The organism is Spirillospora sp. NPDC047279, from assembly GCF_040643285.1.
Classification (GTDB): domain Bacteria; phylum Actinomycetota; class Actinomycetes; order Streptosporangiales; family Streptosporangiaceae; genus Spirillospora.
The window spans coordinates 44,348-65,542 of record NZ_JBEYUA010000029.1 but is presented as its reverse complement, the minus strand read 5'-3'; the positions used below and the strand labels follow the sequence as shown (position 1 = coordinate 65,542).

General features: G+C 72.9%; 20 protein-coding genes and 1 pseudogene. 14 read left to right on the top strand and 7 right to left on the bottom strand.

The window, feature by feature from the left end; translation table 11 throughout:
- The first annotated feature begins 251 nt into the window (after positions 1-251).
- Genes egtA through egtD form a run of 4 tightly spaced genes read left to right on the top strand, consistent with a single transcriptional unit; the run spans position 252 to position 4,492 of the window.
- The gene (gene egtA, locus ABZ810_RS44780) at positions 252-1,451 is read left to right on the top strand and encodes an ergothioneine biosynthesis glutamate--cysteine ligase EgtA (protein WP_358413870.1); all 1,200 of its coding nucleotides are present in this window, start codon (positions 252-254) and stop codon (positions 1,449-1,451) included.
- The gene (egtB, locus tag ABZ810_RS44775; RefSeq protein WP_358413952.1) at positions 1,448-2,794 is read left to right on the top strand and encodes an ergothioneine biosynthesis protein EgtB; all 1,347 of its coding nucleotides are present in this window, start codon (positions 1,448-1,450) and stop codon (positions 2,792-2,794) included. The genes egtA and egtB overlap by 4 nt, the downstream gene beginning before the upstream one ends.
- Positions 2,794-3,528, top strand: a complete 735-nt coding sequence (egtC, locus tag ABZ810_RS44770) for an ergothioneine biosynthesis protein EgtC (RefSeq protein ID WP_358413867.1) — start codon at positions 2,794-2,796, stop codon at positions 3,526-3,528. Before egtB ends, egtC begins: the two co-directional genes overlap by 1 nt.
- Positions 3,529-3,541: 13 nt before the next feature.
- Positions 3,542-4,492 (top strand): L-histidine N(alpha)-methyltransferase, encoded by a 951-nt coding sequence (gene egtD / locus ABZ810_RS44765; RefSeq protein WP_358413864.1) that lies wholly within the window; start codon positions 3,542-3,544, stop codon positions 4,490-4,492.
- Here egtD and ABZ810_RS44760 read toward each other — a convergent pair.
- Entirely contained in the window at positions 4,489-5,247 is a 759-nt protein-coding gene (locus ABZ810_RS44760) for an SGNH/GDSL hydrolase family protein (RefSeq protein ID WP_358413861.1), read from the bottom strand. The two genes, egtD and ABZ810_RS44760, sit on opposite strands and share 4 nt — an antisense overlap.
- A 118-nt stretch (positions 5,248-5,365) precedes the next feature.
- Here ABZ810_RS44760 and ABZ810_RS44755 point away from each other — a divergent pair.
- From ABZ810_RS44755 to ABZ810_RS44745, 3 genes and pseudogenes are all read left to right on the top strand, one after another.
- Positions 5,366-5,473: pseudogene (locus ABZ810_RS44755) on the top strand (sigma factor); the annotation flags it as partial.
- Positions 5,474-5,566: 93 nt separating this feature from the next.
- Positions 5,567-6,520: a hypothetical protein gene (locus ABZ810_RS44750; RefSeq protein WP_358413858.1), complete on the top strand. Its 954-nt coding sequence runs from the start codon at positions 5,567-5,569 to the stop codon at positions 6,518-6,520.
- A 48-nt stretch (positions 6,521-6,568) separates the two neighbouring features.
- Entirely contained in the window at positions 6,569-7,300 is a 732-nt protein-coding gene (locus tag ABZ810_RS44745; protein ID WP_358413855.1) for a TetR/AcrR family transcriptional regulator, read from the top strand.
- Here ABZ810_RS44745 and ABZ810_RS44740 read toward each other — a convergent pair.
- The 3 genes from ABZ810_RS44740 to ABZ810_RS44730 form a co-directional block, all read right to left on the bottom strand.
- Entirely contained in the window at positions 7,221-7,862 is a 642-nt protein-coding gene (locus ABZ810_RS44740; RefSeq protein WP_358413852.1) for a TetR/AcrR family transcriptional regulator, read from the bottom strand. The two genes, ABZ810_RS44745 and ABZ810_RS44740, sit on opposite strands and share 80 nt — an antisense overlap.
- Before the next feature lie 131 nt (positions 7,863-7,993).
- Positions 7,994-8,584 carry a cysteine dioxygenase family protein gene (locus ABZ810_RS44735; protein WP_358413849.1) on the bottom strand — a complete coding sequence of 197 codons (591 nt, stop codon included), beginning with the start codon at positions 8,582-8,584 and terminating at the stop codon, positions 7,994-7,996.
- Positions 8,574-9,482 carry an amidohydrolase gene (locus ABZ810_RS44730; RefSeq protein ID WP_358413846.1) on the bottom strand — a complete coding sequence of 303 codons (909 nt, stop codon included), beginning with the start codon at positions 9,480-9,482 and terminating at the stop codon, positions 8,574-8,576. Before ABZ810_RS44730 ends, ABZ810_RS44735 begins: the two co-directional genes overlap by 11 nt.
- Positions 9,483-9,600: 118 nt before the next feature.
- Here ABZ810_RS44730 and ABZ810_RS44725 point away from each other — a divergent pair, with 118 nt between their 5' ends.
- A complete protein-coding gene (locus ABZ810_RS44725; protein WP_358413843.1) occupies positions 9,601-10,596 on the top strand; it encodes a LacI family DNA-binding transcriptional regulator in 996 nt (331 codons plus the stop codon).
- Positions 10,597-10,638: 42 nt separating this feature from the next.
- Here the strand turns inward: ABZ810_RS44725 and ABZ810_RS44720 are convergent, their stop codons facing one another.
- Positions 10,639-12,099, bottom strand: coding sequence for an aromatic amino acid ammonia-lyase (locus ABZ810_RS44720; protein ID WP_358413840.1), 1,461 nt, complete (start codon positions 12,097-12,099; stop codon positions 10,639-10,641).
- 186 nt (positions 12,100-12,285) lie between these two features.
- Between ABZ810_RS44720 and ABZ810_RS44715 the strand changes: the two genes are divergently transcribed.
- The 4 genes from ABZ810_RS44715 to ABZ810_RS44700 all read left to right on the top strand — a co-directional run bounded on the left by ABZ810_RS44715 (position 12,286) and on the right by ABZ810_RS44700 (position 15,641).
- The gene (locus tag ABZ810_RS44715; protein ID WP_358413837.1) at positions 12,286-13,239 is read left to right on the top strand and encodes an ATP-binding cassette domain-containing protein; all 954 of its coding nucleotides are present in this window, start codon (positions 12,286-12,288) and stop codon (positions 13,237-13,239) included.
- A complete protein-coding gene (locus tag ABZ810_RS44710) occupies positions 13,236-13,985 on the top strand; it encodes an ABC transporter permease subunit (RefSeq protein ID WP_358413834.1) in 750 nt (249 codons plus the stop codon). Before ABZ810_RS44715 ends, ABZ810_RS44710 begins: the two co-directional genes overlap by 4 nt.
- Complete coding sequence (locus ABZ810_RS44705; protein WP_358413831.1) at positions 13,982-14,680, top strand: ABC transporter permease; 699 nt, start codon at positions 13,982-13,984, stop codon at positions 14,678-14,680. The genes ABZ810_RS44710 and ABZ810_RS44705 overlap by 4 nt, the downstream gene beginning before the upstream one ends.
- A gap of 70 nt (positions 14,681-14,750) precedes the next feature.
- Positions 14,751-15,641 carry an ABC transporter substrate-binding protein gene (locus tag ABZ810_RS44700; RefSeq protein ID WP_358413828.1) on the top strand — a complete coding sequence of 297 codons (891 nt, stop codon included), beginning with the start codon at positions 14,751-14,753 and terminating at the stop codon, positions 15,639-15,641.
- 76 nt (positions 15,642-15,717) lie between these two features.
- On the opposite strand, the gene ABZ810_RS44695 is transcribed toward ABZ810_RS44700, so the two are convergent.
- Complete coding sequence (locus ABZ810_RS44695; protein WP_358413826.1) at positions 15,718-16,905, bottom strand: serine hydrolase domain-containing protein; 1,188 nt, start codon at positions 16,903-16,905, stop codon at positions 15,718-15,720.
- Positions 16,906-16,991: 86 nt separating this feature from the next.
- Positions 16,992-17,798 (bottom strand): IclR family transcriptional regulator, encoded by an 807-nt coding sequence (locus tag ABZ810_RS44690; protein WP_358413823.1) that lies wholly within the window; start codon positions 17,796-17,798, stop codon positions 16,992-16,994.
- Positions 17,799-17,916: 118 nt separating this feature from the next.
- Here ABZ810_RS44690 and hutH point away from each other — a divergent pair, with 118 nt between their 5' ends.
- Positions 17,917-19,473, top strand: coding sequence for a histidine ammonia-lyase (gene hutH / locus ABZ810_RS44685; RefSeq protein ID WP_358413821.1), 1,557 nt, complete (start codon positions 17,917-17,919; stop codon positions 19,471-19,473).
- Between the two features lie 59 nt (positions 19,474-19,532).
- Positions 19,533-21,191 carry a urocanate hydratase gene (gene hutU, locus ABZ810_RS44680; RefSeq protein WP_358413818.1) on the top strand — a complete coding sequence of 553 codons (1,659 nt, stop codon included), beginning with the start codon at positions 19,533-19,535 and terminating at the stop codon, positions 21,189-21,191.
- The last annotated feature ends 4 nt before the right edge of the window (positions 21,192-21,195 follow it).

Below are 21,195 nucleotides of genomic sequence, written 5' to 3'. Positions count from 1 at the left end.
CGTGGTGTCCTGGCCCGTGGGGGCTTGGGGGCGAGCCTGGGCAATCCGGTGGAAATTGGGACTGTAGTGCAATGGCGGCGCCGCTGAGAAGCGTGCTCACCTACCGCTATACGTCCCTCGCGGACAGTGGCGGATCCCATGAGTTTGGTCACGTTCAGTGGGAGTTCATGTCAATTGCTCCCGATTACTTGATTACTGATCCGGTTCACCGGGGAAACTTCGAAACTGTTGTCGAACGAGGGGGGTTCGGGGTGAGCCGGAGCGGGCTGACACTCGATGACGTCCAGCGCTACATACGAGGCGTCTGTTTCAAGAACGGGCCACCCGGAACGGTCGGCGCGGAGACGGAGTGGTTCGTCGTCGACGCCGCCGCACCCGGGGCGCACGTGCCCATGAGCCGCCTTCGCGCGGTGGTGGACGAGGCCGGGCCACCGCCCAACGGAAGCGGCGTCACCTACGAGCCGGGCGGGCAGCTGGAGCTCAGCTCGGCGCCCTTCCCCGGCCTGACCGAGCTGTACGAAGGTCTCTCGGCCGACCTGGCGCACGTCGCCGCCGCACTGGCCGCCGCCGGTCTCGCCCTCGCCGGGCACGGCGTCGATCCCGAACGGGCACCCCTCTTCCAGGCCGACCATCCCCGGTACGCGTGCATGAAGGGCTACTTCGCCCAGGAGTTCGCCGAGGCCGGGATGGCCATGATGTGCTCGACCGCCTCCGTCCAGGTCTGCCTGGACATCGGGGCCGACCCCGCCGACGCGGCCCGGCGCTGGCGCCTCGCCCACGCGCTCGGGCCCGTGCTGGTCGCCGCGTTCGCCAACTCGCCGCTGCGCGCCGGCGAGCGCACCGGCCTGCGCTCGACCCGGCAGGCCATCTGGACCAGCCTCGACCCGTGCCGCACCGCCGCCCCGGTGGGCGACGACCCGGCCGAGGCCTGGTCGCGGTACGCGCTGGACGCCCGGGTCATGGTCATGCGCACGCCGGACGGCGGCTGGCTCGCCGACCCCGGCATGACGTTCCGCGAATGGGTGTCCAAGGGCGAGGCCGCGCAGCGGGACCTGGAATACCACCTGTCCACGCTCTTCCCGCCGGTCCGGCCGCGCGGCTGGCTGGAGCTCCGCATGATCGACGCGCTGCCCGACCCGTACTGGCCGGTGCCGGTCGCCGTCGCCACCGCGCTCGTCGACGACCCGCGCGCCGCCGCCGCGGCCGAGGCGGCGACCGAGCCCGTCGCCACCCGCTGGCTGGAGGCGGCGCGGTGCGGCCTCACCGACCCCGCGCTGGCGCGCGCCGCGCGCGAGTGCTTCGCCGCCGCGCTGGAGGCGCTGCCGCGGATGGGCGCCGCCGGGCTGGTGCCGCTGGTCGCCGCGTACGCGGACCGCTACGTCGACCGGGGGCGCAGCCCGGCCGACGACCTCATCCCACGAGCCGAGGAGAACGTGACGTGGCCCCGCTGAAGCCGCCCCTGTCGTCGAGGCCGCCCCGGACCCTGGACGAGGGGGCGCTCAAGGAACTCATCGCCACCGAGCTGGGCCGGGTCCGCGACCGCAGCCTGGGGCTGACCACCGACGTGCTCGACGAGGCCGCGCTGACCGGCCAGGTCTCGCCGCTGATGTCGCCGCTGGTCTGGGACCTCGCGCACGTCGGCAACTACGAGGAGTTGTGGCTGCTGCGCGCCGCCGCCGGCATCGAGCCGATGCGGCCCGAGATCGACACGCTGTACGACGCGTTCGAGCATCCGCGGGCCGAACGGCCCTCGCTGCCGCTGCTGGCGCCGCGCGAGGCGCGCTCCTACATCGAGACGGTGCGCGCCAAGGTGCTCGACTCGCTGTCCTCGGTGCGCTTCGACACCGGCGAACCGCTCACCACGGGCGGCTTCGTCTACGGGATGGTCGTCCAGCACGAGCACATGCACGACGAGACCATGCTGGCCACCCACCAGCTCCGCAAGGGCGCGCCCGCGCTGCTGGAACCGCCCGGCGCCGCCAGCACCGCCCCTCCCTCGGGAGGCGAGGTGCTGGTCGCGGGCGGGCCGTTCGAGATGGGCACCTCCGACGACCCGTGGGCCTACGACAACGAACGCCCGGCGCACAGGGTCGACGTCCCGGCGTTCCACATCGACGTCGAGCCCGTCACCAACGCCGCCTACCTCGCGTTCATGGAGGCGGGCGGGTACGACGACCCGCGCTGGTGGGACCCCGAGGGCTGGAAGTGGCGCACCTCCGGCCGCAAGCAGGCGCCCGCGTTCTGGAAACGCGACGGCGAGGGCGGCTGGACGCGGCGGCGCTTCGGCCGCGTCGAGCCGGTGCCGCCGGCCGAACCGGTCCAGCACGTGTCGTGGTACGAGGCCGACGCGTACGCGCGGTGGGCGGGCAAGCGCCTGCCGACCGAGGCCGAATGGGAGAAGGCGGCGTGCTGGGACCCGGCCGCCGGGCGCTCGCGCCGCTACCCGTGGGGCGACGTGTACGAGGACGACCGGGCCAACCTCGGGCAGCGCATGCTGCGCCCGTCCGAGGCGGGGTCCTTCGCCAAGGGCGCCTCGGCGTACGGCGTCCGGCAGATGGTCGGCGACGTGTGGGAGTGGACGTCGTCGGACTTCCACGGCTACCCGGGCTTCAGGTCGTTCCCGTACAAGGAGTACTCCGAGGTCTTCTTCGGGCCCGACTACAAGGTGCTGCGCGGCGGCTCGTGGGCGACGCACCCGCTGGCCGTGCGCGGCACGTTCCGCAACTGGGACTACCCGATCCGGCGGCAGATCTTCACCGGGTTCCGGTGCGCCCGTTCCGCGGAGACCCGCTGATGTGCCGCCATCTCGGCTACCTGGGGCCGCCGCTCACGCTCGCCTCGCTCATCTACGACGGCGAGCACTCGCTGGAGCGCCAGTCGTACGCGCCGCGCATGACCCAGGGCAACCTGCTCAACGCCGACGGCTTCGGGGTCGGCTGGTACTCCGGCGGGGAGACCCGGCGGTTCCGCCGGGCCCAGCCGATCTGGACGGACGTGTCGTTCCGCGAGATCGCCGAGGTCGTGCCGGCCGGCTGCGCGGTCGCGGCGATCCGGTCGGCGACCTCGGGCTTCCCCGTGGACGAGTCGTGCGCCCAGCCGTTCCGCGCCGGCACCCGGCTGTTCAGCCACAACGGCAAGGTCGAGGGTTTCGCGGGCGTCGAGGGCAAGCTGCGCGAGCTCGCCGGCGACCTCGCCGAGGTGCCCGACGCCCGCGCGCCGGTCGACTCCGCCCTGATCTTCGCCATCGCGGCCCGGACCTGGCGGGCGGGCGTGCCGATCGAGGACGGCCTCGCCGAGGCCGCCCGAGCCCTGGGGGCCCTCGCGGCCGGCCGCTACAACCTGCTCGCCGCCGACGGCACGGCGCTCGCCGCGACCGTGTGGGGCGACTCACTTTTCGTCCGCACCACCGCGGACACGATCCGGATCGCGTCCGAACCGCTCACCGAGGAGGCCGGCTGGGAGCCCGTGCCCGACCGTTCGCTCGTGACCGCCGACCTGGAGTCCGGCGTGCGCATCGACCCGCTCTGAGAGGGACCTATCCGTGGACCAGTTCCTGACCGCCGACGACCTCGCCAAGACACTGCGCCGGGACGTACGGGAGGGGCTCACCGGCCTGCCCAAGACGCTGCCGCCCAAGTGGTTCTACGACGAGCGGGGCAGCGCGCTCTTCGAGGAGATCACCCGGCTGGAGGAGTACTACCCGACGCGGCGGGAACGCGAGATCCTCGTCGCGCGGGCGCCCGAGATCGCGGCGATCACCGGCGCCGGGACGTTGCTGGAGCTGGGCGCCGGCTCGGGGGAGAAGACCCGCCTCCTGCTGTCCGCGCTCAGCCCGACGTTGCGCTCGTACGTCCCGGTGGACGTGAGCGGCGACTTCCTCGCCGACGCCGCCGGGCAGATCGCCGCCGACCATCCCGGGCTGACCGTGCGGGCCGTGGTCGCCGACTACGAGCAGCACCTGCACCTGCTGCCGCAGGGCGACCGCCGCCTGATCGCGTTCCTCGGCGGCACGATCGGCAACATGCCGCCCGCCGCCCGCATCGGCTTCCTCGGCGGCGTGCGCGCCACGATGGGCGAGGACGACGCGCTGCTGCTCGGCGCCGACCTGGTCAAGGACCCCGGCCGCCTCGTCCGCGCGTACGACGACGCGGCCGGCGTGACCGCCGAGTTCAACCGCAACGTGCTGCACGTCATCAACCGCGAGCTGGACGCCGACTTCGACCCCGCCGCGTTCGAGCACGTCGCGCACTGGGACGCGGCCGAGGAGTGGATCGAGATGCGCCTGCGCTCCACCCGTGACCAGACCGTCCACCTGCGCGGCCTCGACCTGGAGGTCACGTTCGCCGCGGGCGAGGAGACGCGCACCGAGATCTCCGCGAAGTTCCGGCCCGAACGCCTGGAGGCCGAGCTCGGCGCCGCCGGCCTCAAGCTCGCCGAGTTGTGGACCGACGAGGCCGCCGACTTCTCCCTCTCCCTGGCCCGGCCCGCTTAGGAGCTGCGGGCGGGGCGCGCCAGGTCGAAGCGCCTGATGTCGTCGACCAGCCGCGAGGCCACGTAGCGGTGGCCCTCGACGGTCGGGTGCACCCCGTCCGGACGGATGTAGGACGACGCGTTGCCGGTGCCGGCGGCCCGGTTGCCGGTGATCCACCGTTCGCCGATCGGATCGACGAACGGGACCTTCTGCTCCTGCGCCACCGCCCGCAGCGTGTCGCGCACCGCCAGCGTCGTCACCGGTGGGGTGTCGTTGCCCCACATCGGCCCGATCATCAAGATCTTGGTGCCCGGCCACCGCTGCCGCGCCCGCGCCAGCAGGTCGCGCGCCCCCTGGGCCGTCTGCGCCGTCGGGTAGCGCCGGTCGTTGTGCCCGCCCGAGAGGATCAGCAGGTCGGGTGCCGGCCGCCAGCCGAGCTGGCTCTCGAAGAGCGCCAGGAACGTCTGCCCCGGCCCCGGCAGCCCGTACCGCCGCGACCCCGTCGCGACGTAGCCGGTGCCCGCCTTGCCCGCCGCGACGACCTGCCACCCCAGCAGCCGCGCCGCCGCGGGCGCGTACGTCGCCTCGGGCTGGCTGCCCTTCTCACCGACCGTGTAGCTGTCGCCGAGGACCATCACCACCGGCGCCGCCGTCACGCCACCTCTGGCCTGCGAGGCCTCGCGCTTGACCGGCGTGCCGCCACAGGCGGACACCGGAAGGACCCCAAGGCACAGCGACAGGATCGCCGCGCCGCGGCGGGCGCGGCGAGATGACATGGATGGACCACCAAGTTTTCCGGGAGGCGTCGCCGTATCTTACCGTCGGGCCGCCCCCGATCGCGCGTTCGGACGGGGTGCCGGAAGGGGTCCGGGAGAGGGTGCGGGGAATGGGGGCGTGGCCACGTTCGAGGAGCATCGGGGGTTGCTGTTCGGGGTGGCGTACCGGGTGCTGGGGCGCGCGGTCGACGCCGAGGACGTGGTGCAGGAGGCGTGGCTTCGATGGCCGAAGGCCGGATCGCCGCGTGCTCCGTCATCGTCAACCCCGACCAACTGTCGGAGGCCGTAACGGATCATGACGACCGGACGCTGATCAAGCATGGACACAGGAGAGTGGACGCCCGGGATCCCCGCCGGGCGCGTGGCGGTGCGGGCCTGGAAGGACCTGGACCGGCCGGTGCGGCGCGAGCTCCTGCGGAGCAGGCGGCCCCACCCGGACCCGATGGTGGCGGCGGTCGCGGTGGGCTACGCGCGGGCGATGCAGGAGCCGGGCCGGCGCATCGGCGCCGCGCTGCGCAACAGCACGGCCGCCGTGGCGCTGATCGGCGTGCTGACCACGGTCGGCGCGGCGGGCGGCACCGTCCCGCTCGCCGTGACGCTGCCGGCCGGCGTCGTCCTGCTCTGCGGCGTCATGGTGCTGAGCGTGCGGCAGGTGCTGGCGCACGTCCGGATGGAGCACGCCAACGCCCCGCACCTGCTGGCCGCGCACGGCGCCGACCCGCCGCCCGTCGCGCCGCCGGACGGGGGCGGGCCGCTCGTCGTCCAGGTCGAGCGCGGGTACGTGGCGACGGTGTACGGGGTCTCCATCGCCCTCATCGTGGCGGGCGGCGTGCTGGTGACACTGATCACCGACCCGTTCGTCCACGTGCCGGTGATCGCCGCGTTCGGGGTGTTCGTGCTGTTCCTGCTGCTCCTCGGCTGGTACGTGATGAGGCGCGGCCCGGCGCTGACCGTGGACGCCGGCGGCGTCGAGTCGCGGAACCTGCGGATGGCCTGGCCGGACGTCGCCGAGGTGCGGATCGTCCGGCAGCGCATGACGATGTTCGGGCGCGGGGCCAGACGGGTGATCGTCTTCGTCGCCGCCGACCCGGAGGCCGTCATCGCGCCGCTCGCCGGGAGCACCGCCTGGATGGCGCGGCGCATGGAGGGCGTGTACGGCGGGCCGCTCGCCCTCGACGACCAGATCTTCGACCACGACGCCGCCCAGATCGCCGCGGCCGTGCGCGCCTGCTCGCACGGCACCGTGCCGATCAGGCGACTTGACGGAATGTGAGCATTGACCCACTCTTTGCCCTCCCTCCGGAGAGGCGTGCGGCATAGGGTGGTTTTCGACGCGGAGAGACGATCCACCGAATCGGAGGCCGCCATCGAGGGCGTGGTGCTGCCCGGGTCTCGTTCCGGCCGCGACCCTGACCGGGGCATCAAGCGGGGCCGCCATGGACTGACGCCGGAGACGGTGGCCGAGATCCAGCGCGACCGGCTCGTCGACGCGTTCGTCGAGGTGGTGGCCGAGCACGGTTACCCGCAGGCCACGATCAGCCGGATCACCCGCGCCGCCGGGGTCACCAAGAAGGCCTTCTACGACCACTTCGCCGACCGCGACGAGTGTTTCCTCACCGCGTACGAGCAGGGCACCGACCTGATCCTGGCGCGGGTGGAGGACGCCCGCGAGACGGCGCCGACCTGGCCGGAGGGCGTGCTGGCGGCGATGTGCGCGCTGCTCTCGGTGCTGGCGGCCGAGCCGCGCTTCGCCCGGGTGTCGGTCGTCGAGATCAACTCGGCGGCGCCCCGCGTGCGCGGCGTGCGCACGCGGTACCTGGAGGGTTTCCGGACGTTGCTCACCAGCCCCCGCCACGGCGTGCCCGGGGTGCCGGACGCGGTGGCGGACGCGGTCATCGGCGGCGTCTACAGCGCCATCTACCTCAAGGTCGACGCGGGCCGGGCCGAAGAGCTGCCCGAGCTGGTCTCCTCGCTCACGTATTTCGTGCTTCTCCCTCTGCTGGGGAAAGAAGGGGCCGCCCGGGAGCTGGCCCGGATGGGCCGAGCTCCTTGAGCGCGTCGTCGATGTCGGTGTAGGGGAGCAGCGTGAAGCAGGTCATCGCGGGCAGCAGGTCGGGCAGCTCGGCGGTGCGGCCGGTGTCCACGTAGTCGTAGATCGTGCCGTAGATGCCGCCGATGATCGCGTCGCGGACGGCGTCCGGGATGCCGGGGCGGCCGGGGCAGGCCAGGAACGCCCGGTAGCCGGCCATAACGCGAAACCGCGCCCGGCGCACGCGCGGCCCGGCCGCCGTGGCCTCCATGACCGAGAGCCGGGTGAGTGCCGGGTCGCCCGCCAGGGCCTCCAGCATGACCCGCAGCCCGGCCCTGATGCCGTCGTGCCAGGACGGCGCGGCGCGGTAGGCGTCCTCCACCCGGGCGTACAGGACGCCGCAGCCGTGCTCGTACGCGGCGAGGAAGCAGTCCTCCATGTCGCTGAAGCAGGCGTGGAACTCCTGCTCGGGGAGCCTGGCCTCGGCGGCCACGTCGGCGGCGGTCGTCCGGGCGAAGCCGCGCTCGGCGGCCACCCGGACGAACGCGCCGATGAGGCGAGTGCGCCGGTCCGAGGGTTCCGGCATCCGGGCCTCCCATCAGACGGGGATCGATGTGATCAACCCCCGTGGCACTCAAGCTAGCGCTTGGGTTCGATGGTGGCCAGGAGACCTTGTCAAGACTGACTGTCAGACGGTCCCGTTCATTTGGCCCCGCCTCAGGCGAGGTCCGCCGTGTCCAGGGGACGGAGCTCGTCGGCGTAGCTGACCGAGACGCGGCGCATCAGGCCCTCGTCGTCGATGGAGTACTGGCCGAGCCGCCACAGCGGCGGCGAGTAGGCGTGGATCGACACGCTCGCCTCGCCCACCCCCACCAGGCGGTGGATGTGGTCGGAGCCGAACGAGAACGACGCGCCCGCCGGGATGACGGTCTGCACGTGGGCGCCGCCGATCCGCGGGTTGCACTCCTCGAGCGAGCCCGCCACCACCCGGACGGCGCCGGAGGAGATGTCGTGGTCGTGCCAGCCGGTGTCGTTCTCCGGGGTCCAGCACAGCAGCCACACGTCGACGTACTCGTCGCGGTGCAGCGAGGCGTAGTGCCGCTGGTCGTCGGAGAAGGCGACGTGCTGCCGCCACAACTCGGGCTGGGCGGCCAGCTCGTCGACCAGCGCGCGCAACTCGCGCCGGTCGAGCGGGCGGGCGGGCAGCGCGTCCAGGCCGGTCGGCCGGGCGTCGGCGCCCTGCGGACTGAGGGCCTGCTGTCCGGCGGCCGTGGCGGGCTGGGCACAGGTCATGACCTCAGGCGGCATCGAAGGTTCGCTCCTCTCCGTTCAACAGGCGGTGTGGATTGGTCACGCGGAAGGCGTGCCGCGCTGCCTCGCCCAGTGCGAGGTCGGCGGGTCCGGCGTACGGGCGGTCGGTGCCGTGGACGATCACGTCCACGCCGAGCGCCCGGACGACGGCGTCGGCGGCGCGCGGGCCGTACGACGAGGTCTCGACGAACGCGGCGGGATCGACCTCGCCGCGGCCGCCGCCGCGGGCGGCCAGGCGCTCGCCGTGCAGCGGCGCGAGCCCGGCGAGCATGGCGAAGCAGACGCGCAGCCGGGGATGGCGCGGCCGCCCGAACGCGCGGAACGCGAACCAGGCGGCGTGCATCTGCTGCACGTACGGCACCAGCGCCGCCCACCAGGCGGGCACGCCGTCGGCGCCGGGCGCCGGGCCGGGGTGGACGAAGAGCGGCAGGCCCCGCTCCTCCAGAACGTGCAGCAGCGGCCCGCACCGGTCGTAGCCGGCCGGGTCGAGCAGGGCGGTCGCGGGCAGTTGCAGCCCGGCGAACCCCCGGTCGAGGTCGCGGCCGAGCCCGGCGGCGTCGATCTCCCGGACCGGCGCGGCGGCCCAGGAGCCGAACGGCTCGGGCAGCGCGGCGGCCCCGGCGTGGTAGGCGTCGAGCAGCGGGCGGGCCTCGTCCGGCGGGAGCCATTCGACGCCCAGCGGCGACGACAGCGAGACGAGGGCGCGCTCGACGCCGTCCGCCTTCAGCAGCCCGGCGCGCAGCGCCACATCGTGATCGTCGGGGTCGACCTCGAACGGCGGCTCGCCGTCGAGGTACAACGTCCACCCGTCCAGGTACGGAGGCGTGCGACGATCGCGGAGGGCCGCCACGAACGGGGCGCTCCACAGATGCTGGTGAATGTCGACGCTTTGCATTGCTCCAGGGCAGGGTTACTGAACCGCATCAGTTAACCGTTTCAGTGAACCGGTTCAGGGCACGCCGCGTCAAGCCGCGTCCCCTGGAAACGTCACCCTCACCCCATAAGGTTGTGGAGTGCCGAACAGGCGCAAGCGCGCGACGATCAGGGAAGTGGCGCAGGCGACCGGGTTGTCGCCTGCGGCCGTGTCGTACGCGCTGCGCGGCATCCAGACCTCCGAGGAGACGCAGGAGCGCGTCCGGGCCGCCGCCGAGCAGCTGGGCTACGAGGCGCACCCGATCGCCCGCGCCCTCGCCAGCGGCCGCACCGGCATGGTCGGCCTGCTCTGCGGGTCGCTCGGCGACTACTGGCAGCAGTCCCTGGCCGTCGGCATCGGCCGCGAGCTGCTGGCCCGCGAACGCTACGCACTGATCGTCGACGCCGGCAACGACCCCGCCCGCGAGCTGGCGCTGGCCCGCCAGCTGCGCGACCAGCGGGTGGACGGGCTGATCGTCCAGCCGCTCGACCCGTCCGCCGACCTGTGGTCCGAGCTCGCCGAGACGACCCCGGTGGTGTCCATCGGCGACGCGCTGCGCGGCGACCACGCCCAGGGGGAGGTCGTGTTCGACAACCGGCGCGGCGTCACCCTCGCCCTCGAGCACCTGCACGCCCACGGTCACCGTCGCATCGCCGTCTTCAGCCCGACCCTCGCCAGCACCCCCGACCGCCCCGCCGACGTGCACGTCAACGCCGAGGCCCGGCGCCTCGGCCTCGACGTCGACCTGATCGTCGCTCCGCAGAGCCTCCCCGAGGCCACCGAGGTCGCCGTCCGGGTGCTGTCCGGCGCCGACCGCCCCTCGGCGGTCTTCTGCTTCTCCGACTCGATCGCCTACGGGGTCTACGGGGCCACCCGCGAGCTCGGCCTCGCCCTCCCCGGCGACGTGGCGGTCTGCGGTTACGACAACCATCCGATGTCGGCCCTGCTCACCCCGCCGCTGACCACGGTCGACTGGGACATCGACGGCATCGTCGACGCCGCCGTCCGCCTGATCGTCGAGGTCATCGACGGCACCCCGCGCAGCCGCCGCGTCGTCCGCGAGCCCACCCTCCTCGCCCGCGCCTCCACCGGCTGATCCGCCCGAGCCGCCGGGCGAGGTCCTTGAGGCCGTAAGGCCTTAGACACAGCGCGCGAGGTGGGGGAGGAGGTCGGCGGCGACGGCGATGTCGGCGTCCAGGGGACGGTCCTCCATGCGCGGGTCGAGCACGCCGGTCGCCAGGTCGAAGGCGGCCTTGAGCGGCCCGCCCGACGGCGCGCGGCCCTGCATGCGCAGCGCGCGGGCGGCGGCGACCAGCTCGCAGCCGAGGCCGATGCGGTAGGCGGCGATGGCGTCGGTGGTGGCCCGCGCCGACTGGGTGGAGAAGCCCGCGTGCTCCTCCACGCCGCGCGACAGGACGGCGCCGCCGAGGGCCGCCGGGGTGGCGTAGCGGCGCACGTCGGCCAGCGCGGAGTGCGCCACGTACTCCAGCACCATGATCCCCGATGAGGCCTCGGTGGCGGCCTGGAACGGCGGCAGCCCGGTGAACGAGGGCTCGGTGAGGGTGCCGAGGCGGGCCGTCGAGAGGGCCATGGTCTGGAAGAGCGCGGCGCGGGCCGAGTCCAGCGCCAGACCGACATAGGCGGTGTGGAAGTTGCCGTTGTGCCAGACGGTGCCGCCCGCCCGGTCGATCAGCGGGTTCTCGGCCGCCGCGTTGATCTCGCGGGTGATCACGTCCTCGGCGTACGCGGCGCAATCCACGGCCGGGCCGTGGACCTGCGGGAACGCGCGGTAGCCGTACGGGTCCTGGATGCGCCCGGGCTCGGAGTGGTCGAACGCCAGCAACATGCGCACGGTGGCGGCGACCTCGGCCTGGCCGGGGTGCGGGCAGGCCTCGTGCACCGCCGGCGCGTACGGCTCCTCCGACCCGCGGACGGCGAAGAGCGAGAGGGCCGCGACGACCGTGGAGGCGGCCAGCAGCACGCGCAGGTCGGTCGCGGCCAGCGCGGCCTCCCCGAGGGTGGCGGCGTTGGAGCTGATGAACGCCAGCGCGTCGGCCGACCGGAGCCGGAACCCCGGGCCGCGTTCCTGCCCGCCGTCCACGCCGGTCAGCCAGGACCGTTCGCCGAGCAGGCACAACGCGGTGGACGCGAGCGCGGTCAGGTCGCCGGTGCCGATCGCGCCGTAGACGGGGACCGGCGGCATCAGGCCGAGGTTGAGCACGTCGGCCAGCGGCTGGAGCACGCCCGGGTCGACGCCGGAACCGCCCGCCGCGATCTGGTTGAGCCGGATCGCCAGCATGGCCCGGACGATCTCGGACGCGACCAGCGGTCCGGCGCCCGCGGCGTGGCTGCGGAGCAGCCGGAGGCCGTGCGCGTCGGCGTCCTCCCACTCGACGTCGACCACGCGGTTGGCGCCGACCCCCGTGGTGCGGCCGTAGACCGGGCGGGTCTCGGCCACCCGGAGCGCGACGCGCCAGGCCTCGCCGGCACGTTTGAGGCCGTCGGCGGCTATGGCGACGGTCACATCCCCGCGCGCGAGGCGGGCCACGCCTGGGCAGGTAAGAGCCGTGCCGTCGATAACGATTCGGCTGTCGTCCACGGGCAAACGTTACTTTCCGTAGTATTCAGATCGATATGCTCAGGATGCGGGTCCACTGGCGGGGGCATCGCGTCGGGGCGAGGATAACCATGACTACTGTGGGGTAGAAGCCGAATCCGATCTTCATCATGACCCATGAGCAGCGGAACGACGGCGTTGACCAGCGCCCGGCGAGGACGTGAATCGTTGATCACCTTTGAGGGCGTGACCAAGCGCTATCCAGACGGCACCGTGGCCGTCGACGACCTTGACCTGGAGATCGCCGCGGGCCGGATCACCGTGCTCGTCGGCCCGTCGGGGTGTGGCAAGACCACCACGCTCCGCATGATCAACCGCATGGTGGACGCCAGCGAGGGCGTGGTCGCCGTGGACGGCAAGAACGTCCGCGACGTCGACCCGCCCACGTTGCGCCGCGGCATCGGGTACGTGATCCAGCAGGCCGGGCTCTTCCCGCACCGCACGATCATCGACAACATCGCGACCGTGCCGTTCCTGCTCGGCTGGGACAAGAAGAAGGCCCGCGCCACCGCCCGGGAGCTGATGGACCGGGTCGGGCTCGACCCCAAGATGGCCAAACGTTTCCCGGCGCAGCTGTCCGGCGGCCAGCAGCAGCGCGTCGGCGTCGCGCGGGCGCTGGCGGCCGACCCGCCGATCATGCTGATGGACGAGCCGTTCAGCGCGGTCGACCCGATCGTGCGCTCCAGCCTCCAGGACGAGTTCCTGCGGTTGCAGAGCGACCTGGAGAAGACGATCGTCTTCGTCACGCACGACATCGACGAGGCGATCAAGCTCGGTCACAAGATCGCGGTCTTCCAGGTCGGCGGCACGCTGGCGCAGTACGCGTCCCCGCAGGAGATCCTCGACGCGCCCGCCAACGACTTCGTCCGCGACTTCCTCGGTGGCGAGCGCGGCATCAGGCGGCTGCGCTTCACCCAGGAGCTGGACGCCGAGGAGGCCGCCGAGCGCGCCGCCGCCGCGGCAGCGAGCGAGCCGAGTGCGCCGCAGGCCGAGGCCCAGACCGCCGCTGAGCCTGAGCCTGAGGCCGAGACCGCCGCCGCGCCCGAGGCCGGGGCCGACGCTGAGCCCGAGGCCGGGGCCGACGCCGGATCCGCATCCGACGCCAAGGCGGCCGAGCGGTGAACCCGCTGGCCACGGCCCTGGCGATCGGCGACGACGAGCCGCTGATCCGCTGGGACTGGATCGAGAACAACCTGAGCGGCAGCATCTGGGAGGCGTTCCAGGAGCACCTCGTCCTGTCGTTCACCCCGGTCCTGCTCGGCCTGCTGATCGCGCTGCCGATCGGCCTGGCGTGCGCGCGCTGGCCGCGGCTGTACCCGCCGGTCCTGGCCGGGACCAGCATCCTGTACTCGGTCCCCGCGATCGGCCTCTTCGTGATCTTCGTGGCGTTCACCAAGCTGACCTACACCACGGTGATCATCCCGCTGTCGCTCTACACCCTGTCGGTGCTGGTCCCCAGCGTCGTCGACGGGCTGCGCTCGGTGCCCGACCATGTCCGGCAGTCCGCCACGGCCATGGGCTTCGGCCAGCTGCGCCGGCTGGTCCAGGTCGAGCTGCCCATCGCGGTGCCGGTGGTCATGGCCGGGCTGCGGGTGGCCACGGTCGCCAACATCAGCCTCGTGAGCGTGGGCGCGCTGATCGGCATCGGCGGCCTCGGCCAGCTGATGGTCACCGGCATGAAGTGGCCCGGCGGCGGGTTCGCCACCCCGATCATCGTGGCCATCGTCCTGATCATCCTGCTGGCCCTGCTCGCCGACCTGATCCTGCTGCTGGTCCAGCGGCTGCTGACACCCTGGGAACGGGCCGGACGCCGCCGTACGAAGGCGCGTGACAAGGTCGCCGCGGTGGAGCGGGAGGTCGCCGCGTGAACGCCATCCTCGACGCGCTCGGCTGGTTCACCCAGTCCGAGCAGTGGACCGGCTCCGACGGCATCCCCAACCGGCTGCTGGAGCACATCTGGTACTCGCTGCTCGCGTTCGCCATCACGGTCGTCATCGCGCTGCCGCTGGGCCTGGTCCTCGGGCACGTACGGCACGGGCGCCTGGCCTCGGTGTCGGGCTTCCTGGTGATGTCCTCGGCCAACGCGGCCCGCGCCCTGCCGACGCTCGGCCTGCTGATCCTGGCGGTCATCCTCACCTCCGCCGGCGATCTGGTGCCGATCCTCATCCCGCTGATCGCGCTGGCCGTGCCGCCGGTGCTGGTCAACACCTACGCCGGCATCCAGCAGGTCGAGCCGGGCCTGCGGGACGCGGCCGAGGGCATGGGCATGAGGGGCTCCCAGGTGCTGCTGCGCCTGGAGCTGCCGGTCGCGCTCCCGCTGATCCTTCTCGGCCTCCGCACCGCGCTGATCCAGATCATCTCGACGGCGACGATCGCGGCGTACGTCGGGCTCGGCGGCCTCGGCCGCTACATCGTCGACGGCTACTCCCGGCAGAACTACGACAGCATGGCCGGCGGCGCGATCCTGGTGATCCTGCTCGCCGTGCTGACCCAGATCGTCTTCGCGGGCCTCTACCGGTACGCCGTGTCCCCCGGGGTACGGCAGCGGGCGGCGGCGTCGTGAGTCTCACCTGCACGCACCGTGCACGGTCACTGAGGAAGGAACTACCCAGATGTCCAGAATGATTCGTGGCGTGGCCTTGCTGGCCGCCGCCGCTCTGGCGCTGACCGCGTGCGGTGGCGACGACGGCGACGACCCGCTGGCCGGCGGTGGCGGCGACGGCAAGACCCTCGTCATCGGCGGCGCCGACTTCCCCGAGAGCGGGCTGATCGGCGAGATCTACGCGCAGGCGCTCGAGGCCAAGAAGATCAAGGTCGAGCGCAAGTTCGGCATCGGCTCGCGCGAGGTCTACTACAACCAGGTCAAGAACGGCTCCATCCAGATCTTCCCCGAGTACAACGGGGCGCTGCTGGCGTTCATCGACAAGGACAACCCGGCCAGCACGACCGAGCAGGTCGACGCGGCGCTCAAGCAGAAGCTGCCGGCCGAGCTCGAGGTGCTGACCGCCTCCAAGGCCGAGGACAAGGACGCGCTCGTCGTCACCAAGGCGACGGCCGACAAGTACAAGCTGACCTCGATCGCCGACCTCGCGCCGGTGGCCAAGGACATGGTGGTCGGCGGCCCGCCCGAGTTCAAGGAGCGCAAGCAGGGCCTGGTCGGGCTGGAGAGCGTCTACGGGTTGAAGTTCAAGGAGTTCAAGTCCCTCGACACGGCGGGCCCGATCACGGTGTCCAACCTGGCGAAGGGGCAGGTCCAGGCCGCCGACCTCTTCACCACCGACGCGGCGATCCAGAAGAACGACTTCGTCGCGTTGCAGGACCCCAAGAACGTCTTCGGCGCCCAGAACGTGCTGCCGCTGGTCTACAAGTCGAGGGTGGACGCCACCGCGCGCGGCGTGCTCGACGCCGTCTCGGCCAAGCTGACCACCGAGGGCCTGCTCGCCATGAACGGCGAGATGTCGGAGAAGAAGACCGACCCCGCCACGGTCGCCAAGACCTGGCTCGGCCAGAACGGCCTCGCCTGACCCGAGACCGCAGGAGAACGGCCGCGTCCCGCACCGGGGCGCGGCCGTTCCGCATTCAGAGGCGCGGCGTCTCAGTTCAGGAACGTGGCCGGTCCTGGAGGATGAGGCGCCTCGCCAGCTGGGCGACGCCCTCGGCTCCCGAGTCGTAGTTGCACAGGACGGCGGCGACCCAGCCGCTGTCGGGGAAGATCGCGATGCTGGTGGAGGCGCCGAGCGTGCTCCCGCCGCCGTGGCCGTGGATCCGCTGCCCCTCCGCCAGCGTGGTGATGATGCCGTACCCGGTGAACGACACCGGCGGCGGACCCGACGGCGGCGGGCTGCCGGGCGGTGACTGGGCGGGCGGGGGCATCGGGATCTTCGGGCTCAGCATCAGGTCCCCGTAGGGAGCGGGCAGCAGCCGGTCGTCCAGCAGCGCGTGCGCGAAACGTCCGAGGTCCGCGCAGGTCGCGAACGACCCTCCGGCCGGGAGCGCGATGAAGGCGTGCTCTTCGAGCCTGTCGGAACGTTCGGTCTCACCGGGCCGGCGGGCGTAGGGATGCGCCATCCTCCGGTCGGCACGCCACCGGGGCTTGGTGAAGAAGCCGCTGTCGGCCATCCCGGCCGCGGCGAAGACGTTCTCCGCCATGTACGCGTGGTAGGACCGTCCGGACACGGCGGCGACGACCGCGCCGAGCAGGCAGAACGCGGAGTTGCTGTAGGCGTGGCCGGATCCGGGGGCGAAGGACGGCCGGGTGCCCTTGATGAACTCGACCGTTCCGTTCAGGACCTCGTCGGCCTCGTCCCAGCTCGCCGCCGCCTCCCGGTAGCCGGGCAGGTTGTGGAAGTCGCCGAGCCCCGACGAGTGGGTGAGCAGGTGGTGAAGGGTCACCTTGTCCGCGATCTCGGCCGGAAGGCCGTCGAGGTACGCGCCGACCTTCTCGTCGAAGCGCACCTTGCCCTGCTGGGCGAGCCGGTGCACGGCGACCGAGGTGAACATCTTGGTCAGCGACGCCAGGCCGAAGCGGGTACGCGGCCCGTTGCGCACCCCTGCGGCCTTGTCGGCCATGCCGTACGACCGGCTGAGCACGGGCTTCCCGCGCCGTGTCAGGAGCAGCGAGCCGGAGAACTCGTCCTTGGCCGCCAGGCCCGCGACGTACCGGTCGAGCTCACCGCCGGGCCGCAGCCCCTCGGGCACCCGCCCGCCCGCGCTCGTTCCCGCGAGGGCGCCGGGCGCCGCGGCCACGGAGCCGGCGGCGGCGCCCGTGGCGAGGGCCGCGCCGCCCATCAGCCGGAGCGCCGACCGGCGCGACGTCCCAGGGTGTTCCGGCGGTGCTGGAGGTTCTGGAGATTCTGGAGATGAGGCGTGTCGTGTCATGGAGAGTGATGCAACCGGGGCGGCGGTTTCCCCTCCGTTTCCCCGGCCGGCGGGTGGCCGCCCAGGCGGGTGGTGAGTTCGGCGGCGGTGGCGCGGATCTGGGCTGCGAGCTGGGGCCAGGTGTCCTCGGGGCGCTTCTCGCGGCGGAACGTCACTGTCAGGGCGGCGGCGGGACGCCCGGTGTGGTCGAACGAGCAGGCGGCGATGCTGGCGAAGCCCTCGGTGACATGGCCGTCCTCGATCGACCAGCCGCGCCGGGCGTCCTCGGCCAGGACCCGCCGCAGTTCGCGCAGCGACGTCGGCCCGTGGCCCGTGCGGTCCACGAACGGCCCGGGGAAGAGCGCGCGGACCTGGGCGGCGGGCAGGAAGGCCAGCATCGACCTGCCGCTCGCCGTGAGCGGTGCGGGGATGCGGACGCCCACGTCCGTCACCAGCGTGACGTGCCGCCTGGGCTGCTCCTTCAGCAGGTAGAGCGTCTCGGCGCCGTGCAGGACGCCGAGCTGGGCGATGTCGCCCACCCGGTCCACGAGCCGCCGCAGCAGCGGCCGGGCGAGGCGTTCCAGCGGGCCGTGCCGCAGGTAGGCCGAGCCGACCTCGAACGCGCCGACGCCCAGCCCCCACCGCCGCTCCTCCGGCAGGTAGGAGACGAAGCCGTCCTCCGCCATGGCGGTGAGCAGGTGGTACGTGCTGGAACGCGGCAGGTCCAGCGCCCGCGCGATGGAGGACGCCGGCAGCGGGCCCGCCGACGCGGCCAGCAGCCGGAGGACGGCGAGGGCGCGGCGGGCCGCGGGCACCTGGCTCATGGCCGGCCTCCTTCCGTGGTCACGAGGCCTTCCGAAATCACCACATTGTCTCGTATTTGAGACAGATAGCCCGAGGGGGCCCTTCGTTGGCGCGGGTCCGGGCGTTCCAATGGTGGGTATGAGTTTTGGCATGGGGGACAGGAACATCGAGGTCGGACCGGAACCTCTGGCCTTCGATCAGGTCGTGGCGGTCGCGCGGGACGGCGCACCGGTCACGCTCAGCGGCGACGCGCTCAAGGGGATGGCGGCCACCCGGGCGCACATCGACGAGCTGTCCGCCCGCCCGACGCCCGTCTACGGCGTCTCCACCGGTTTCGGGGCACTGGCCACCCGGCACATCGCCCCCGAGCTGCGGGCCAAGCTCCAGCTCAACATCGTCCGCTCGCACGCGGCCGGGTCGGGACCCGAGGTCGAACGCGAGGTCGTGCGGGCGATGATGCTGCTGCGCCTGCGCACCCTGGCCTCCGGCCGGACGGGCGTGCAGCCCGTCACCGCGCGGACCCTGGCGGCCCTGCTCAACGCCGGGATCACGCCGATCGTCCACGAGTACGGCAGCCTCGGGTGTTCGGGCGACCTCGCGCCGCTCGCCCACGTCGCCCTCGCCCTCATCGGCGAGGGCTCCGTCCGCGACGCCCGGGGCGAGCTCCGGCCCGCCGCCGACGCGATGGCCGAGGCCGGGATCTCGCCGGTCGCCCTCGGCGAGAAGGAGGGCCTCGCCCTGCTGAACGGCACGGACGGCATGCTCGGCATGCTGGTGCTGGCGATCCGCGACCTGCGCCGGCTGCTCACCACCGCCGACCTGGCCGCCGCGATGACCGTCGAGGCGCTGCTGGGCACCGACCGGGTCTTCGCCGCCGACCTCCAGGACCTGCGGCCGCACCCCGGGCAGTCGGTCTCCGCCGCCAACCTGCGCGCCCTGCTCGCCGACTCCGAGATCATGGACTCGCACCGCGGCCCCGACTGCACCCGCGTCCAGGACGCCTACTCGCTGCGCTGCTCGCCGCAGGTGAACGGCGCCGCCCGCGACACGCTCGCGCACGCCGAGCTGGTCGCCACCCGCGAGCTGGCCTCGGCCATCGACAACCCGGTGGTGCTGCCCGACGGGCGGGTGGAGTCCAACGGCAACTTCCACGGCGCGCCCGTCGCGTACGTGCTGGACTTCCTGGCCATCCCGGTCGCCGACGTCGGCTCGATGTCCGAGCGCCGCACCGACCGCATGCTCGACAAGGCCCGCTCGTTCGGCCTGCCGCCGTTCCTGGCCGACGACCCGGGCGTCGACTCCGGCCACATGATCGCCCAGTACACGCAGGCGGCGATCGTCTCGGAGATGAAGCGGCTCGCCGTGCCCGCGTCCGCCGACTCGATCCCGAGCTCGGCGATGCAGGAGGATCACGTCTCGATGGGCTGGAACGCGGCGCGCAAGCTCCGCAAGGCCGTGGACGGCCTCGCCCAGGTCGTGGCCATCGAGATCCTCACCGCCGCCCGCGCCCTCGACCTGCGCACGCCGCTGCGCCCCGGCCCCGCCACCGGCGCGGTCGTCGCCCGGCTGCGCGAGCGGGTGCCGGGCCCCGGCCCCGACCGTCACCTGGCGCCCGAGATGGCCGCCGCCACCGACCTCGTCCGGGACGGCGCGCTCGTCGCCGCCGCCGAAGGCGTGATCGGCCCGCTCACCTGAGGCGCCGCGCCCGCGTCCGCGCCCGCCCGCGCCCGTCCGTTCACCAGAAGGAGCAACCCATGTCCGGTCCCCGCCCAGTGCGCGCGCCGCGCGGCACCTCGCTGACGGCCGCCAAGGGCTGGCCGCAGGAGGCCGCCCTGCGCATGATCCAGAACAACCTCGACCCCGAGGTCGCCGAGCACCCCGACGAGCTGGTCGTCTACGGCGGCACCGGCAAGGCGGCGCGCGACTGGGACGCGTTCGACGGGATCATCCGGTCGCTGAGCGGGCTGGAGGGCGACGAGACGCTGCTCGTCCAGTCCGGCAAGCCGGTCGGCGTCTTCCGCACGCACGAGTGGGCGCCGCGCGTGCTCATCGCCAACTCCAACCTGGTGCCGCAGTGGGCGAACTGGGACGAGTTCCGGCGGCTGGAGTCGCTCGGGCTCACCATGTACGGCCAGATGACCGCCGGCTCGTGGATCTACATCGGCACCCAGGGCATCCTCCAGGGCACGTACGAGACGTTCGCCGCCGTGGCCGAGAAGCGCTTCGGCGGCACCCTCGCCGGGACGATCACGCTCACCGCCGGGCTCGGCGGCATGGGCGGCGCCCAGCCGCTCGCCGTCACCATGAACGGCGGCGTCGCGATCTGCCTCGAGGTCGACCCGTCCCGCATCGACCGCCGCGTCGCGCACCGCTACTGCGACATCCGCGTCGACGACCTCGACGAGGCGCTGCGGCAGGCCGAGGAGGCCAAGGCCGCCCGCCGCCCGCTGTCCATCGGCGTGCTCGGCAACGCCGCCGACCTCGTGCCCGAGCTGCTGCGCCGCGGCGCCCCGATCGACATCGTCACCGACCAGACCAGCGCGCACGACCCGCTGGCCTACCTGCCGCGCGGCGTGGCGTTCGAGGACTGGCAGGCCGAACGCGACAAGGACCGCGAGGGCTTCGTCACCCGGGCCCGCGAGTCGATGGCCGCGCACGTCGAGGCGATGGTCGGTTTCCAGGACGCCGGCGCCGAGGTCTTCGACTACGGCAACTCGATCCGCGGCGAGGCGCAGATCGCCGGCTACGACCGGGCGTTCGACTTCCCGGGCTTCGTGCCCGCCTACATCCGGCCGCTGTTCTGCGAGGGCAAGGGCCCGTTCCGGTGGGCCGCGCTCTCCGGCGACCCCAAGGACATCGCGCGCACCGACCAGGCGATCCTCGACCTCTTCCCCGACAACGAGCCGCTGAAGCGCTGGATCACGATGGCCAGGGAGAAGGTGCACTTCCAGGGCCTGCCGTCGCGGATCTGCTGGCTCGGCTACGGCGAGCGCGACCAGGCCGGGGCGCTGTTCAACGACCTGGTCGCCCGCGGCGAGATCAGCGCGCCGATCGTGCTCGGCCGCGACCACCTCGACACCGGCTCGGTGGCCTCGCCCTACCGCGAGACCGAGGGCATGCTCGACGGCTCGGACGCGATCGCCGACTGGCCGCTGCTGAACGCGATGCTCAACACCGCGTCCGGCGCCACCTGGGTCTCGATCCACCACGGCGGCGGCGTCGGCATCGGCCGTTCCCTCCACAGCGGCCAGGTCTGCGTCGCCGACGGCACCGCGCTCGCCGGCGAGAAGCTCCAGCGCGTGCTGACCAACGACCCGGGCACGGGCGTCATGCGGCACGCCGACGCGGGCTACGACCGCGCCCGGGAGGTCGCCGCCGAACGCGGCGTCCGGATCCCGATGTCCGAGTCCTGACGAG